Annotated in this window: 14 protein-coding genes; 3 read left to right on the top strand and 11 right to left on the bottom strand. The window is 73.9% G+C overall.

Annotated features, from left to right (window positions below):
- Positions 1-379: 379 nt before the first annotated feature.
- Positions 380-1,426 (bottom strand): GlxA family transcriptional regulator, encoded by a 1,047-nt coding sequence (locus ACFYUZ_RS04695; RefSeq protein WP_389306297.1) that lies wholly within the window; start codon positions 1,424-1,426, stop codon positions 380-382.
- Positions 1,427-1,471: 45 nt separating this feature from the next.
- Between ACFYUZ_RS04695 and ACFYUZ_RS04700 the strand changes: the two genes are divergently transcribed.
- Positions 1,472-2,059, top strand: a complete 588-nt coding sequence (locus ACFYUZ_RS04700) for a cysteine hydrolase family protein (RefSeq protein ID WP_389306299.1) — start codon at positions 1,472-1,474, stop codon at positions 2,057-2,059.
- Between the two features lie 4 nt (positions 2,060-2,063).
- Here ACFYUZ_RS04700 and proC read toward each other — a convergent pair whose 3' ends face one another.
- From proC to ACFYUZ_RS04725, 5 genes are all read right to left on the bottom strand, one after another.
- Positions 2,064-2,873, bottom strand: a complete 810-nt coding sequence (proC, locus tag ACFYUZ_RS04705; protein WP_389306301.1) for a pyrroline-5-carboxylate reductase — start codon at positions 2,871-2,873, stop codon at positions 2,064-2,066.
- 84 nt (positions 2,874-2,957) lie between these two features.
- Complete coding sequence (locus tag ACFYUZ_RS04710) at positions 2,958-3,695, bottom strand: ABC transporter permease (RefSeq protein WP_389306303.1); 738 nt, start codon at positions 3,693-3,695, stop codon at positions 2,958-2,960.
- Complete coding sequence (locus tag ACFYUZ_RS04715; protein WP_389306305.1) at positions 3,692-4,585, bottom strand: ABC transporter ATP-binding protein; 894 nt, start codon at positions 4,583-4,585, stop codon at positions 3,692-3,694. The genes ACFYUZ_RS04710 and ACFYUZ_RS04715 overlap by 4 nt, the downstream gene beginning before the upstream one ends.
- Before the next feature lie 106 nt (positions 4,586-4,691).
- Positions 4,692-5,192, bottom strand: coding sequence for a hypothetical protein (locus ACFYUZ_RS04720; protein WP_389306306.1), 501 nt, complete (start codon positions 5,190-5,192; stop codon positions 4,692-4,694).
- A gap of 34 nt (positions 5,193-5,226) precedes the next feature.
- Complete coding sequence (locus ACFYUZ_RS04725; RefSeq protein ID WP_389306308.1) at positions 5,227-5,559, bottom strand: SH3 domain-containing protein; 333 nt, start codon at positions 5,557-5,559, stop codon at positions 5,227-5,229.
- Positions 5,560-5,636: 77 nt separating this feature from the next.
- Here ACFYUZ_RS04725 and ACFYUZ_RS04730 point away from each other — a divergent pair, with 77 nt between their 5' ends.
- A complete protein-coding gene (locus tag ACFYUZ_RS04730; RefSeq protein WP_389306310.1) occupies positions 5,637-7,802 on the top strand; it encodes a PQQ-binding-like beta-propeller repeat protein in 2,166 nt (721 codons plus the stop codon).
- A gap of 77 nt (positions 7,803-7,879) precedes the next feature.
- Here ACFYUZ_RS04730 and ilvD read toward each other — a convergent pair whose 3' ends face one another.
- The 4 genes from ilvD to ACFYUZ_RS04750 all read right to left on the bottom strand — a co-directional run bounded on the left by ilvD (position 7,880) and on the right by ACFYUZ_RS04750 (position 12,508).
- Positions 7,880-9,733 (bottom strand): dihydroxy-acid dehydratase, encoded by a 1,854-nt coding sequence (gene ilvD / locus ACFYUZ_RS04735; RefSeq protein WP_389306312.1) that lies wholly within the window; start codon positions 9,731-9,733, stop codon positions 7,880-7,882.
- A gap of 158 nt (positions 9,734-9,891) precedes the next feature.
- Complete coding sequence (locus tag ACFYUZ_RS04740; RefSeq protein ID WP_389306314.1) at positions 9,892-10,503, bottom strand: TetR family transcriptional regulator; 612 nt, start codon at positions 10,501-10,503, stop codon at positions 9,892-9,894.
- Positions 10,500-11,339: a sugar phosphate isomerase/epimerase family protein gene (locus ACFYUZ_RS04745; protein WP_389306315.1), complete on the bottom strand. Its 840-nt coding sequence runs from the start codon at positions 11,337-11,339 to the stop codon at positions 10,500-10,502. Before ACFYUZ_RS04745 ends, ACFYUZ_RS04740 begins: the two co-directional genes overlap by 4 nt.
- A 236-nt stretch (positions 11,340-11,575) precedes the next feature.
- A complete protein-coding gene (locus ACFYUZ_RS04750) occupies positions 11,576-12,508 on the bottom strand; it encodes a Ppx/GppA family phosphatase (RefSeq protein WP_389306317.1) in 933 nt (310 codons plus the stop codon).
- Between the two features lie 41 nt (positions 12,509-12,549).
- Here ACFYUZ_RS04750 and ACFYUZ_RS04755 point away from each other — a divergent pair, with 41 nt between their 5' ends.
- A complete protein-coding gene (locus ACFYUZ_RS04755; protein ID WP_389306318.1) occupies positions 12,550-13,431 on the top strand; it encodes a hypothetical protein in 882 nt (293 codons plus the stop codon).
- On the opposite strand, the gene ACFYUZ_RS04760 is transcribed toward ACFYUZ_RS04755, so the two are convergent.
- A complete protein-coding gene (locus ACFYUZ_RS04760) occupies positions 13,428-15,200 on the bottom strand; it encodes a hypothetical protein (protein WP_389306320.1) in 1,773 nt (590 codons plus the stop codon). The genes ACFYUZ_RS04755 and ACFYUZ_RS04760 overlap by 4 nt on opposite strands.
- Between the last annotated feature and the right edge of the window lie 167 nt (positions 15,201-15,367).

A 15,367-nucleotide genomic window follows, 5' to 3' on the forward strand; every position in this document is an offset into this window, starting at 1 on the left:
TTGGCACGCTGTTGAGTTCTCAAGGTGCGGACGCTTCCTTCGGTCCCGTTTCCGGGCCCTCCGGGCGCTTCCTTCGTTTCCGACTCTATCAGATCCTTTCGGCGTCTGATTCCCAGTCAGCGGGATTTGTCTTTCCGGCTGTTGGGCCGTTCCGACGAGTGAGACTTTAGCGGATTCCCTGCCCCCGACGCTAATCGGGCCGCTGCGCTCAAACCTTCGAACGCGGATTCCTCATTTCGCAAAAACGCACGGAAAGCACGACGGCGCGACAAAGCGTCGTCAGCTTCAGTGGATCTTGCGGAATGGTCGTCCGGGGCCGACCGGAGTCGGTGCTCACGTCGGACAACTCGGAGAACACTACGGACCGCCGGGTTCCGTGTCAACCCTGGTCCTGGGACGTGTCTCTGCCCGGGTGGCGGAAGGCGGTGCGGTAGTCCCGGGGGCTGGTGCCCAGGTGGGAGGCGAAGTGCTGGCGCATCGTGACCTCGCTGCCGAAGCCCGCGCGGCGGGCCACCTCGGGGAGGGGGTGGTCGGTCCGCTCCAGGAGCTTCTGGGCCGCCGCGACCCGCTGGGTGATGAGCCAGTGGAGGGGGGTGGTTCCCGTCGTGGCCTGGAAGTGGCGGGCGAAGGAGCGGGGGGACATGCCGGCGAGGGCGGCCAGGCTCGCGACGGTGTGGGGGTCGGCGAGGTGGGCCAGGGCATGGGCGCGTACGGCGGCGAGGGCGTCGGCGTCGCGGTCGGCGCGGGGGGTGGGGTGCTCGATGAACTGTGCCTGCGTCCCCGTACGGAAGGGGGCGGTGACCATGGAGCGGGCGACCGTGGCGGCGGCTTCGGCTCCGTGGGCGGTGCGCACGAGGTGGAGGCAGAGGTCGATGCCCGCGGCAGTGCCGGCCGAGGTCCAGATGCCGGTGTCCTCGACGAAGAGGGCGTCGGGTTCGACCTGGACGGCGGGGTGGAGGGCGGCCAGGGTCCCGGCCAGGTGCCAGTGGGTGACGGCTCGGCGGCCGTCGAGGAGGCCGGCGCGGGCGAGGACGAAGGCGCCGGCGCAGAGCGAGGCGACCGGGATGCCGGCGGTGTGGGCGCGGCGGAGGGCGTCGAGGACGGGGGCGGGGAGGTCGGCGTAGGGGTCCTCGATGCCGGGGACGACGACCAGGTCGGTGGAGGTGAGGTCGTCGAGCCAGGTGAGCGGGCGGTCGGGGGTGAGGGTGAGGCCGCCGCGGAGGGGGACGGGGGTGTGGGGGTCGGTGGCGGTTCTGCGGAGTTCGAAGGGCGGGACGCCGCGGAGGGTGCGGTCGCTGTCCCAGACCTCGGTGATGACGGAGACGTCGAAGGCGCGGATGCCGGGGAAGGCGACGAGGGCGATGCGCTGGGGGCGGGGCTCGGGGGTCTCTGACACGTTTGGCAGTAAAGCATCGATCGCTGGCATTCACCCCTCTGGGAGGGCGGGGCCGTCGGCGGGAGGATCGTGGTCATGGAGATCAACGAGAACGCAGCGCTGGTGGTCGTCGACGTGCAGAAGGGCTTCGAGCAGGAGTTCTGGGGACGGCGGGACAATCCGGAGGCCGAGGGGAACATCGCGGCCCTGATCGACGCCTGGCAGGAGACGGGGCGGCCGGTCGTCTTCGTGCGGCACGACTCGCGGCAGGCGGGTTCGCCGCTGGAGCCGGGGACCGAGGGGAACGGGTTCAAGGACTTCGTCGAGGAGCGGCGGGGGAAGGGCTCGGGTCCGGAGCTGCTCGTGACGAAGTCCGTGAACTCGGCGTTCTACGGGGAGCCGGATCTGGACGCCTGGCTGAAGGGTGCCGGGGTCGAGCAGTTCGTGGTGGTGGGGATCCAGACCAACATGTGCAACGAGACGACCGCGCGGATGGGCGGGAACCTCGGGTACGACGTGCTGTTCGCGCTGGACGCGATGCACACCTTCGACCTGGTCGGGCCGTTCGGCTGGACGCAGACGGCGGAGGAGCTGACCCGGGCGACGGCGGTGTCGCTGCACGGCGGGCGGTTCGCCCGGGTCGTGACCACGGCGGACGTGCTGAAGGGCGCGTCCGCCGGGTGAGGGGTCAGCTGTTGCCGGAGGCGAGCTCGCGGCTGCGGTCGCGGGCCGCTTCCAGCGCGGCGATCAGGGCGGCCCGTACGCCGTGGTTCTCCAGCTCGCGGATGGCGCTGATGGTGGTGCCGGCCGGTGAGGTGACGGCCTCGCGGAGCTTGACCGGGTGCTCGCCGCTGTCGCGGAGCATCACGGCGGCGCCGATGGCGGCCTGGACGATGAGGTCGTGGGCCTGGGCGCGGGGCAGGCCGAGGAGGATGCCGGCGTCGGTCATGGCCTCGACGAGGAAGTAGAAGTACGCGGGGCCCGAGCCGGAGAGGGCGGTGGCGGCGTCCTGCTGGGACTCGGGGACGCGCAGGGTCTTGCCGACGCCGCCGAAGATCTCCTCCGTGTGGGCGAGGTGCTCGGGGGTGGCGTGGCTGCCGGCCGAGATGACGGACATGCCCTCGTCGACGAGGACGGGGGTGTTCGGCATGACGCGGACGACGGGGGTGCCGGCGGTGAGGCGGTCCTCGATGAAGGACGTGGGGATGCCCGCCGCCGCGCTGATGATCAGGCGGTCGGCGGTGACGTGCGGGGCGAGCTCGTCGAGGAGGCGGCCCATGTCCTGCGGCTTGACGGCCAGGATGAGGGTGTCGGCGCGCTTGGCGGCCTCGGCGTTGGTGACGGTCTCGACGCCGTAGCGGGTGCGGAGCTCCTCGGCGCGTTCGGCGCGGCGGGCGGTGACCAGGAGGTTCGCGGGGCGCCAGCCGGCACGGATCATGCCGCTGAGGAGCGCTTCACCGATCTTGCCGGTGCCGAGGACTGCGACGGTCTGGGTCATGGGTCTGTTCACCTCGCCGGAGGGGGCCTTTTCGACATCCTTTCACCGGTGGGGGCCGGGATGCGTGGGGTGTCCGAGGGGCGGTCAGGCGGTGCGGCGGCGGAGGGTGGCCGCGCCGAGGCCGAGGACCAGGACGGCGCAGCCGGCGACGACGAGGGAGTCGCGGACGAAGGCGGCGGTCATGTCGGTGTGGCGGAGGACCTCGTTCATGCCGTCGACGGCGTACGACATGGGGAGCACGTTCGAGATCGCCTCCAGGGCGGGGGCCATGTGGTCGCGCGGGGTGAACAGGCCGCAGAGCAGGAGCTGGGGGAAGATCACGGCCGGCATGAACTGGACGGCCTGGAACTCGGACGCGGCGAAGGCGGAGACGAAGAGGCCGAGCGCGGTGCCGAGGAGGGCGTCGAGGAGCGCCACCAGGAGGAGGAGCCAGGGGGAGCCGGTGACGTCGAGGCCGAGGAGGCGGACGGCGAGGCCGGTGGCCAGGACGGACTGGACGACGGCGACGAGTCCGAAGGCGAGGGCGTAGCCGACGATCAGGTCGGCCTTGCCCAGCGGCATGGCGAGCAGGCGTTCCAGGGTGCCGGAGGTGCGTTCCCTGAGGGTGGCGATGGAGGTCACCAGGAACATCGTGATGAGCGGGAAGATGCCGAGGAGCGAGGCGCCGATGCCGTCGAAGGTGCCGGGGCTGCCGTCGAAGACGTAGCGGAGCAGGAAGAGCATCAGGCAGGGGACGAGGAGCATCAGGGCGATCGAGCGCGGGTCGTGGCGCAGTTGGCGCAGGACGCGGGCTGCGGTGGCGAGGGTGCGGTTCGCGTTCACGGGCGGTGCTCCTCGTGGGCGGCGTCTGCGGTGCGGCCGGCCCGGGCGGGGCCGGCTCCCTGGGGGGTGACGGCTGCCTGGGCGGGGCCTGTTCCCCGGGCGGTGACGGCTGCTCGGGCCGCGCGGGTGTCCGCCGCGTCCACGAGGTGCAGGAAGGCCTCCTCGACGGTGGTCGTGTCGTTGCGGCGGCGGAGGGCCTCCGGGGTGTCCTCGGCGAGGATCTCGCCCTCGCGCATGAGGAGGAGCCGGTGGCAGCGCTCGGCCTCGTCCATGACGTGGGAGGAGACGAGGAGGGTGGTGCCCCGGTCGGCGGCGATCCGGTGGAAGAGGTCCCACAGGTCGCGGCGGAGGACGGGGTCCAGGCCGACCGTGGGCTCGTCGAGGACGAGGAGCTCCGGGGTGCCGAGGAGGGCGACGGCGAGGGAGACCCGGCTGCGCTGGCCGCCGGAGAGCTGGCCGGCGAGGGCGTCGGCGTGGCCGGTGAGGTCGACGTCCTGGAGGGTCCGGTCGACGGCGGTGCGGCGGTCGTGCCGGTGGGCGCGGCCGGGGAGCAGGACGGCGGCGAAGTAGTCGAGGTTCTGGCGGACGGTGAGGTCGTCGTAGACGGACGGGGCCTGGGTGACGTAGCCGATGCGGGAGCGGAGGGCGGGGTCGCCGGCGGGGCGGCCGAGGACCTGGAGGGTGCCGCCGACCTTGGCCTGGGTGCCGACGATCGCGCGCATGAGGGTGGTCTTGCCGCAGCCGGAGGGGCCGAGGAGGCCGGTGATGCGGCCGGCGGGGACGGTGAAGTCGAGGCCGCGGAGGACCTGGCGGTCGGCTCTTGTGGCGGTGAGGCCTCTGGCGGTGATGGCCGGCGTTCCCGTGACCTCGCCCGCCGGGAAATTCATCATGTGATGAATAGTGCGCCTGGGGGTGCCGAGCGTCAAGGACCCGGACGAGGCCGGGGTGGGCGTTCGGGTGCGGGCCGGTGCCCGCACGCCGCACTTGCTTGCGCTCCTACCTGCGCTTCGGCTTCCTGCGGGCGGACGGGTCGCCCGCGCGGGTGGCCCGGCGCTTCTCGTACCGGGCGACGGCCGTCTCGTACTCCGCGCGGCGCAGCCCCTCGCCGGGGGCCTCGACGAAGCAGCGGGCGGCGTAGGCGAGGAGGGAGCCGATGAAGCCGATGGCCTTCAGGCTGCGGAGGGACTCCTCGCGGGCCGGGTCGGCCGGGCGGCGGAGGAAGCCCTCCCAGGTCTTGCCGAAGGCGATGGCGCTGCAGACCGCGAACATGATGACGACCAGCACGTTGACGACGCCGCCGACGTCCGCGATCTGCAGGCCCTCGTAGGCGAAGCGCAGCACGAAGCAGGCCGCGACGGCGGCGGCCAGCGCGCCGGCGGCCAGGCCGGCGCGGCGCAGCGCGTAACGGCCGCCGTGGTCGACCCAGGTCGTGCCGAAGAAGCGGATCTCCTCCGGCTGCGGGCCGGTCCTGGCGGGGGTCTGCTCTTCGTCGCTCACGGGGTCGATTATCCCCGGGGCGACGGAGAAGGGGTCAGGGGCAGCGCGGTGCGACCATGTCGTCGCTGCCCGTGTGGACGTACGCGTCGGAGACGTACTCGCCCGGCGCGATGTTGTCCCAGATGTTCGTGGTGCCGTACGGGCCGCTGACCCACTCGCCGTACTTCTGGCAGTGGATCGCCACCGTGGCGCCGAGCGGCAGCGTCCGGACGACCGGGTACTTGGTGCTCGGGCCCGAGCGCACGTTGACCCGGTAGCCCGGTGCGACCTCGTAGCGCGTGGTCATGATGTCCTCCCCCTGTGGCGCAAAAGCGCCCCGCCGAGCTTCACTCTCCGCGACGCGCAGGCTAGCAAGCTCCACCGACATCGCGGGCACCATGGACTAGGCTCCGTCGGGTCGCGCACGTGCGCGCGATGTGACGGGGACTCACACGGGGGTGGGCGATGCCACCGTTGCGCGGCACCGGTGCCGATCGCTATGCGGAGGAGCCCGAGTACGCGGGCGACTACCGGCTCCAGGCCTGTCTGGGGGCCGGCGGCATGGGCGTCGTGCACCTCGCGAGCTCCGCCTCCGGGCTGCGGCTCGCGGTCAAGGTCGTACACGCACGGTACGCGGAGGACCCCGAGTTCAGAGCGCGTTTCCGCCAGGAGGTCGCGGCCGCGCGCCGGGTCAGCGGGGCCTTCACCGCGCCGGTCGTCGACGCCGATCCCGATGCCGAACGCCCCTGGATGGCGACCCTCTACGTGCCCGGCCCCACCCTCGCCGACCAGGTGAAGCGGAACGGCCCGCTGTCCCCGGCCGAGCTGCGCCGGCTCACCGCCGGGCTCGCGGAGGCGCTGCGCGACATCCACCGGGCCGGGGTCGTCCACCGCGACCTCAAGCCCAGCAACGTCCTGCTGACCGACACCGGCCCGAAGGTCATCGACTTCGGGATCTCCCGGCCGGTCGACAGCGATCTGCACACGGAGACGGGGAAGCTGATCGGGTCGCCGCCCTTCATGGCGCCCGAGCAGTTCCAGCGGCCGCGCGAGGTGGGACCGGCGGCGGACGTGTTCGCGCTGGGCTCCGTGCTCGTGCACGCGGCGACGGGGCACGGCCCGTTCGACTCCGACAGCCCGTACATCGTGGCGTACCAGGTCGTCCACGACGAGCCGGACCTGACGGGGGTGCCGGCGGACCTGGCGCCGCTCGTCGCCCGCTGCCTCGCCAAGGAGCCCGTCGAGCGGCCGACCCCGGACCAGATCATGCAGGCGCTGCTTCCCCCCTCGTACGCGGCCGAGGCCTTCATACCGGCACAGCGGCGGCGGCCCGCCCTGCCCGAGGGCGAGACCGGGCCGGCGCCCGCGTGGGACGCGGACACGCCCGTACGGGCCCCCGCCCCGGCCCCGCCCCCGCGCGGCCCGCGGGTCCGGATCCGGCCGCGCCCGACGATCGCCGTCGCCGCCGCGCTCGCGCTGACCGCCGCGGGTCTGTACGCGGCGCTCAGCCGGCCGGCGGACCGCGGGCCCGAGACCCCGACGAGTCCCGCCGAGGTGGCGACCTCGTTCACCGGCTGGCACACCCCGCTCCAGGAGCACGGCCCGACGGCCGCGCCCGCCTGCGCGCACGACGGGGGCGCGCTGTACTGCGCGGCCCGTGGCGTCGGCCTCGCCCGGCTCGACCCGGTGACCGGGCGGGTCCTCTGGTCGCGGCCCGCGCCCATCGGGGAGGAGGCGCCGGACGCCCCCGTGCTCCTCGCGGACGGCCTGATCGGGGTCGCCGCACCCGCTCCCCTGGAGGCGTACGCGGCCGGGGACGGCACCCACGGCTGGACCGCCCGCGGGAAGCTCCCCGAGGTCTACCGCCCGTCCGGCACCGCCGTGGTCCTGGCCGACGGCGTCGGCGGCATCCGGGCGGTGGACGCCCGCGGCGGCAAGGAGCTGTGGCGGCACGGCCTGACCGGCTTCGAAGTGCCGCGCCCGGGACCGTACGACGCTCCCTCCGGGCTCCTCAGCGTGTCCGAGGTCGCGCCGGACGGGAAGCACACCAGGGTCGGCGCGATCCGCCCCGCCACCGGCGAGGTGGTCTGGCAGCGGAACCTGGACGGCAACCTCGACCCGCTGGGCCGCACCGGCGACGGCACGCTCGTCCTCGCGTCCTTCTACGACACCTCGCTGGTCGACTCCCTCGTCCTGCTGGGACCGGGCGGTGACGGGAAGGCCGGTGCCGTCCGCACGCTGTCCCTGCCCTACCGGATCGACCTCCGGGGCATCGCCGTGCGCGGCGCCGTCGTCCATCTGCTCGACGCCGACGGGCACCTCACCGCCTTCGACACCGCCGCCCCGAAGGGACGGGTGCTCTGGGACCTGGAGACGGCCGCCGGGAACGTCTCCACACCGGTCCTCGGCCCCGGCGACCGGCTCTACTTCTCCGTCCAGGACGGCCGGCTGTTCGCCGTGGACACCACGCGCGGTGCGGTGATCGGCCAGACCCGGCCGCGGATGCGGAACGGGCGCCTCGACTACGCGCCCCTGGTGCCCGCGCCGCTGGTCGCCGGGGACCGGGTGTTCGGGACGGCGCCGGACGGCTCCGTGTTCGCGGTGGACGCCCGCGACCCGGCAGCCTGGTGAGCGGCTGAGACGCACGTACGGCGGAGGGGAGCGGACCCGCGCGGGTCCGCTCCCCTCCGCCGTACGTACCGCCGGGATCAGCCCAGCTTCGTCACGTCCCGGACCGCGCCCTTGTCGGCGCTCGTCGCCATCGCCGCGTACGCCCGCAGCGCCGCCGACACCTTGCGCTGCCGGTTCTTCGGCGCGTACACGCCGCCGAGGGCCTCGCGGCGGGCCGCGAGGGCGGTGTCGTCGACGAGCAGCTCGATCGAGCGGTTCGGGATGTCGATGCGGATGCGGTCGCCGTCCTCGACGAGCGCGATCGTGCCGCCCGAGGCCGCCTCCGGGGAGGCGTGGCCGATGGAGAGGCCCGAGGTGCCGCCCGAGAAGCGGCCGTCGGTGACGAGGGCGCAGGTCTTGCCCAGGCCCCGGCCCTTGAGGAAGGAGGTCGGGTAGAGCATCTCCTGCATGCCGGGGCCGCCCTTGGGGCCCTCGTAGCGGATGACGACCACGTCGCCGTCCTTGACCTGCTTGTTCAGGATCTTCTCGACGGCCTCCTCCTGCGACTCGCAGACGACGGCCGGGCCCTCGAAGGTCCAGATGGACTCGTCGACGCCGGCGGTCTTCACGACGCAGCCGTCGACGGCGAGGTTGCCGTGCAGGACGGCGAGGCCGCCGTCCTTCGAGTACGCGTGGGCGGCGTCGCGGATGCAGCCGCCGGCCGCGTCGGTGTCGAGGCTCTCCCAGCGCTCGGACTGGGAGAAGGCGGTCGCGGAGCGGACGCAGCCGGGGGCCGCGTGGAACAGCTCGACGGCCTCGTCCGAGGCCGCGCCGCCGCGCACGTCCCAGGCGTCCAGCCACTCCTTGATGGAGCGGGAGTGGACGGAGCGGACGTCCTCGTTGAGCAGGCCCGCGCGGTACAGCTCGCCGAGGATGGCCGGGATGCCGCCGGCCCGGTGCACGTCCTCCATGTAGTACGTGCGGTCCTTGGCGACGTTCGGGGCGACCTTGGCGAGGCAGGGGACGCGGCGGGAGACCTCGTCCATGTCCGGCAGGCCGTAGTCCAGCTCGGCCTCCTGGGCGGCGGCGAGCAGGTGCAGGATCGTGTTGGTCGAGCCGCCCATGGCGATGTCGAGGGCCATGGCGTTCTCGAAGGCGGCGCGGGTCGCGATCGAGCGGGGCAGGACGGAGGCGTCGTCCTCGTCGTAGTAGCGACGGGTGATGTCGACGACCGTGCGGGCCGCGTTCTCGTACAGCGCCCGGCGGGCGGTGTGGGTGGCGAGGACGGAGCCGTTGCCCGGCAGGGAGAGGCCGATGGCCTCGGTCAGGCAGTTCATCGAGTTGGCGGTGAACATGCCGGAACAGGAACCGCAGGTCGGACAGGCGTTCTCCTCGATGCGGGAGATGTCCTCGTCCGAGATGTTCGGATTCACCGCGTCGGAGATCGCGTCGACCAGGTCGAGCGTGCGGACCGAGCCGTCGACCAGGGTGGCGCGGCCGGACTCCATCGGACCGCCGGAGACGAAGACCGTCGGGATGTTGAGGCGCAGGGCGGCCATCAGCATGCCGGGGGTGATCTTGTCGCAGTTGGAGATGCAGATGAGGGCGTCGGCGCAGTGCGCCTCGACCATGTACTCCACGCTGTCCGCGATCAGGTCGCGGGAGGGCAGGCTGTAGAGCATGCCGCCGTGGCCCATGGCGATGCCGTCGTCGACGGCGATCGTGTTGAACTCGCGGGCGATGCCGCCGGCGGCGGTGATGGCCTCGGAGACGATCCGGCCGACCGGCTGGAGGTGGGTGTGGCCGGGGACGAACTCCGTGAAGGAGTTGGCCACGGCGATGATCGGCTTCCGGCCGATGTCCGCGCCGGGTACACCGGAGGCGCGCATAAGGGCGCGTGCGCCCGCCATGTTGCGGCCGTGGGTGACAGTGCGGGACCTCAGCTCGGGCATCGTCGCTCGCTCCTCGTGATGGGTGTGCTTGCTTTCGAGCGTACGCCGACGCTCCAAGATCTGGACAGGGTATCCAGAATGCGGAACGGATGTTCAGACCTCGGACGCCTCCGGGCCGGTCCCCTCAGGCCTCGCACCGGCTTCCGCCGGGCCCCGGCTCAGGCTTCCGTCAGGTAGCGCTGGAGGGTCGGGGCCACCTGCTCGACGATCCGCTCCGGGTCCGCCGAGGCCAGCGGCTCGACCTGGATCACGTACCGCATGATCACGATCCCGATCATGTGGGAGGCGGCCAGCTCCGCGCGGAAGGCCGGGTCCGGCACGTCCAGCTCGGCCGCGATCCGCTCCAGGAGCCGGCGCAGCACGAAGGTCCGCAGCACCTTGGCCGCCGCCTCGTGGGTGAGCGCGGAGCGGACGATCGCGAGGAGCGGGGCACGGGAGGCCGGGTTCTCCCAGACGCCGATGAAGAAGCGCGCGAGCCGCTCGCCGATGGCCTCGCGCGGGCCGCCGAGGATCGCCGGGACGACGGCCGCGGGCTCGAAGGAGACCTCGACGGCGGCGGCGAAGACCTCGTCCTTCGTGCCGAAGTAGTGGTGCACCAGCGCCGGGTCCACGCCCGCGGCCTTGGCGATCCCGCGCACCGAGGCCTTGTCGTAGCCGCGCTCGGCGAACTGGGCGCGGGCCGCTTCGAGGATGCGCTCGCGCGCGCCCGGGCCGCTCTCCTCCTCGGTACGGGACGGGCGGCCGCGCCGGCGCGGGGCCGGGTCGGTCATGGGCGGGGGGCCCGCTCGGCCGGGCGGGCGGCGGCGGAGGCCAGGTGGAGGCGGGTGAAGGCCAGGGCCTCCGCGAGGTCGGCCTCGCGTTCGGCGGCCGACATCGCGCGGCGGGTGTTGACCTCGATGACGACGTGCCCGTCGAAGCCGGAGAGCGCGAGCCGCTCCAGGAGTTCGGCGCAGGGCTGGGTGCCGCGCCCCGGGACGAGGTGCTCGTCCTTGGCGGACCCCTTGCCGTCGGCGAGGTGGACGTGACCGAGCCGGTCGCCCATGCGGTCGATCATCGCGAGGGCGTCGGTGCGGGCGGTCGCGGTGTGCGAGAGGTCGACGGTGAAGTGCCGGTAGTCGTCCTTGGTGACGTCCCACTCGGGGGCGTACGCGAGCATCTCGCGGTCCTTGTACCGCCACGGGTACATGTTCTCGACGGCGAAGCGCACGTCCGTCTCGTCCGCCATCCGCCAGATGCCGGTCACGAAGTCCTTGGCGTACTGGCGCTGCCAGCGGAACGGCGGGTGCACGACGACCGTCGAGGCGCCGAGCCGCTCGGCCGCCGCCTGGGCGCGCTGGAGCTTGACCCACGGGTCGGTGGACCAGACGCGCTGGGTGATGAGGAGGCAGGGGGCGTGCACGGCCAGGATCGGGACCTGGTGGTAGTCGGAGAGCCGGCGCAGTGCCTCGACGTCCTGGCTGACGGGGTCGGTCCACACCATGACCTCGACGCCGTCGTACCCGAGGCGCGCGGCGATCTCGAAGGCCGTCGCCGTCGACTCCGGATAGACCGAGGCCGTCGACAGGGCGACCTTCGCATCCGGGACGCGCACCACTGGTTCTGCCACGGGGACAGGGTACGGGGCGGGCCGGGGGGCCGGAGCGTGGTTCCGGTCACGCCCGGGGCGGGGCGGGAACGGTTTCGGCCACGCGCCGGACACGCGCCGGGGCGTGCTCCGGGGGCGCGGGGAGGCGGGGCGCGGGGAGGCGGGGCGCGGGCGCGGGCGGCCGGTCGCGGAGCCCAGGGGCCCGGGGGCGCGGGAAGGCCGGTCGCCGGGGTCCGGCCCGCGCCCCGTGCGGCCCGTCAGTGCCCCGGCAGGTGGTCCAGGCGGCGCAGGATGACGCCCTCGCGCAGGGCCCAGGGGCAGATCTCCAGCTCCTCGACGCCGAGGAGGTCCATCGCGCCCTCCGCGACGAGCGCGCCCGCGAGGAGCTGTCCGGCGCGGCCCTCCGAGACGCCGGGGAGGGCCGCGCGCTCGGGAACGGTCATGGCGGCCAGGCGCGGGACCCACTCCTCCAGGGACTTGCGGGTCAGGATCCGCTGGACGTAGAGGCCCTCCCCCGAGCCGGGCGCGCCCGCGATCCTGGCGAGCTGCTTGAAGGTCTTGGAGGTGGCGACGACGTGATCGGGGCGGCCGAAGCGGCTGAACTCTCCGACCGTACGGGCGATCTGCGCGCGCACGTGACGGCGCAGCGCCTTCACGTCGGCGGTGTCGGCCGGGTCGCCGGGCAGCCAGCCCGCCGTGAGGCGGCCGGCGCCGAGGGGCAGGGAGACCGCCGTGTCCGGGTCCTCGTCGATGCCGTACGCGACTTCGAGGGAGCCGCCGCCGATGTCGAGGAGGAGCAGCTTGCCCGCGGACCAGCCGAACCAGCGGCGGGCGGCGAGGAAGGTGAGCCGGGCCTCCTCCTCGCCGGTGAGGACCTGGAGGTCGACGCCGGTCTCGTCCTTCACGCGCGCGAGGACCGCGTCGGCGTTGCTGGCCTCGCGGACCGCGGAGGTCGCGAAGGGCAGCACCTCCTCGCAGCCCTTGTCCTCGGCGGCCAGCAGCGCGTCCCGCACGGTCGCGATGAGCCGCTCGACGCCGTCGGGCGCGATCGCGCCCCGCTCGTCGAGCAGCTCGGCGAGCCGCAGCTCCGCCTTGTGCGAGTGGGCGGGCAGCGGCCGGGCGCCGGGGTGGGCGTCCACCACCAGCAGATGCACTGTGTTCGAACCGACGTCGAGGACTCCGAGTCTCATGGGCGGAACGCTACTGCGCTCGTCGTCATACGCTTGGTGTTGTGCCAAAGACGAAGAAGGCGAAGCCGGACAAAGAGAGCGACGGCTCGCGCGTGAAGGACGCCAGGAGCGCGCACGCGGCGAAGGCCGTGAAGGCGGTCAAGGTCGGGAAGCAGAAGCCGGGCAAGGCGGAGGAGCCCGACGAGAAGGGCCTCGACTTCGCGCGCGCGTGGGTCGAGTTCCCCGATCCGACCGACGAGGAGCAGGTCTTCCGCTGTGACCTGACCTGGCTGACGTCGCGCTGGACGTGCATCTTCGGCAACGGCTGCCAGGGCATCCAGGAGGGGCGCGCCGACGACGGCTGCTGCACCCTGGGCGCGCACTTCTCCGACGAGGACGACGAGAAGCGGGTCGCGGAGCACGTGGCCCGGCTGACGCCGGAGCTGTGGCAGTTCCACGACGTCGGCACGGAGTCGGGCTGGGTGCAGCTCGACGAGGACGGCGACCGGCAGACCCGCCGCTGGGAGGGGTCCTGCATCTTCCAGAACCGGCCCGGTTTCGCGGGCGGCGCGGGCTGCTCGCTGCACATCCTGGCGATGAAGGAGGGCCGGGAGCCGCTGGAGACGAAGCCGGACGTGTGCTGGCAGCTGCCGGTGCGGCGGACGTACGACTGGATCGACCGCCCCGACGACAGCCGGGTGCTCCAGGTGTCGATCGGCGAGTACGACCGGCGCGGCTGGGGGCCGGGCGGCCATGACCTGCACTGGTACTGCACGACGGCGTCGTCGGCGCACGTCGGCGCCGAGCCGGTCTACGTCTCGTACCGGCCCGAGCTGGTCGAGATGATGGGCGAGGAGGCGTACGAGGTCCTGGCCGGGCTGTGCGAGGCCCGGCTCGCCTCGCAGCTGCCGCTGGTGGCCCCGCACCCGGCGGACCCCTCCTAGGAGGAGGACGGGGGCGGTTCCTCCGGCGACGACGGGGGCGTGCCCGGGTCCGAGGGCGGGGTTTCTCCGCCCGTCGGGGGCGGGGTGGTCGGCTCCGTCGTGGGTTCCGTGGTCGGCGGCGGTGTCGTGGGCTCGGTCGTGGGCGGCGTCGTCGGCTCCGTCGTGGGCGGGGTGGTCGGCTCCGTCGTGGGCGGGGACGTCGGCGGGGACGTGGGCGGCGTGGTCGGCTCCGTCGTCGTGACCGGCGGGGGCGTGACGACCCGGCCCGTCGGCGGTCTGGCCGGCCCGTGGCCGTCGATCCTGATCACCGCTCCCGAGGGGTTCGCCCCCACGCGCGCGCTCCAGGCGCCGGCGGGTGCGCGGCCGTGGTCGACGCGGACGACGATCGTGATCTTCTCGCCGGGACGGAGCGTGCCGGAGGCCCGGCTCACGTACAGCCAGGGGGCGTCCGTCCACAGCGACCAGTCGACGGGTGAGCCGCCTGCGGCGGTGAGGGTGAGCAGGGTGACGTCGCCGTGGCCGGTGGCGGTGACCGTGATCCAGCCGGCGGCGGGTTCGCCGGGCCGGCCCGGTTCGGTGGGGGTGCCGGGGCTGACGACCTCGACGGAGACGTCGGGGGCGCGGCTGCCCTGGGTGAAGCGGGGCTCCGGGGTGGCGCGGGCGTTCCCCGCGTTCTCGTAGCGGCCCCCGTCCGGGCCCACCGGCCCGTCGGCCTCGCGCGCGCTGATCCTGGCCCCGTCGTGGCCGGCGGCGTCCGTGTCCGGGGTGCCGCGGTAGGAGGTCCACAGGGCGAGGACGGGGGCGGCGACCACGGCGGCGACGACCGTGGTGGTCACCGCGCGGGCCCGCATCCGGTCGCGGCGGGCGACGTGGTCCTTCGGGTCCATGGGGAAGCCGGTGGGCGCGAAGCGCGGGGCGCCCGCACGCGCGCGTGGGACGTGCAGCATCGCCATGTACGCGGCGGCCCGGGGCGCCTCGACGAGCGGCAGCCGGTCCGCCGGGAGGGCCGTGGCGCCGGGCCAGGGGCCGGCGGCGCCCACGCGCTCGGCGGCGCGGCGGCAGCGGGGGCAGTCGTCGACGTGCCGGACGAGCTCGGCGCGCAGGGCGGCCGAGAGGAGCACCCGGTGGTCGCCGGTGAGCCGCGCGACGGTGGGACAGCTGCCGGTCTCGACGACGGCGAGGGCGGCGCGGGTGCGTTCGACCTCGCAGCCGGCGGTGGCGAGGAGTTCGCGGGCGGCGAGCGGGTCGAGGGAGAGCACGGCGGCGACCTGGCGGTGGCTGAGGCCGTGCCGCACGGCGAGCTCCAGGGCCTCGCGCTGCTCGGGCGTGGTGCCCGCGGCCTCCGGCCAGGCGAGCAGGGCGAGTTCGGCGCGGCGCCGCTCGGCGGTCTCCTCGGAGACCCGGGGCGGCTCGGGGGCGGCGACGGCCGGGCGGCCGGTGTGGGCGCCCTGGCGCTTGCCGCGCTGCTCGCCGAGGCTGCGCAGGCAGGCCCAGCGGGCGAGGGCGTACAGCCAGGCCGTGCGGCCGTCCTCGTCGGAGGGGCAGCGGCCGTGGTGGCGCTCGGCGACGGCGAGGACGTCGCCGAGGACGGCGGTGGCCGTGTCGTGGTCGCAGAGCACGGAGAGGCAGTACGTGAAGAGGCCGTCGAGGGCCGCTTCGTAACGGGCGGGGGGACGACGGCCGAGCGTGCGCGGTCCCTGGGCCGTGGCGCGGTGCGCCCGGTGTGCGCCGGTGGTGCGTGCGGGGGGATCCAGCCTGCTGCTCGTCACTGGGCGACCGTAGGCAGGGCGGCGGGCACTCTTCGTACCGGTTGCTCCATTCTCATTCTTACGGGTGAAGCTATCGCTCGAAAGGGGACAGGAAGCCGGTGTTCCGGGGCCGTGGGGCCGCCCCTGTGGACGGCCGGGGCCCGTTGTCAGTGGCGGCGGATACGGTG

The sequence above is a fragment of the Streptomyces sp. NPDC004266 genome, assembly GCF_042874095.1.
In the GTDB taxonomy this organism is placed as follows: Bacteria; Actinomycetota; Actinomycetes; order Streptomycetales; family Streptomycetaceae; genus Streptomyces.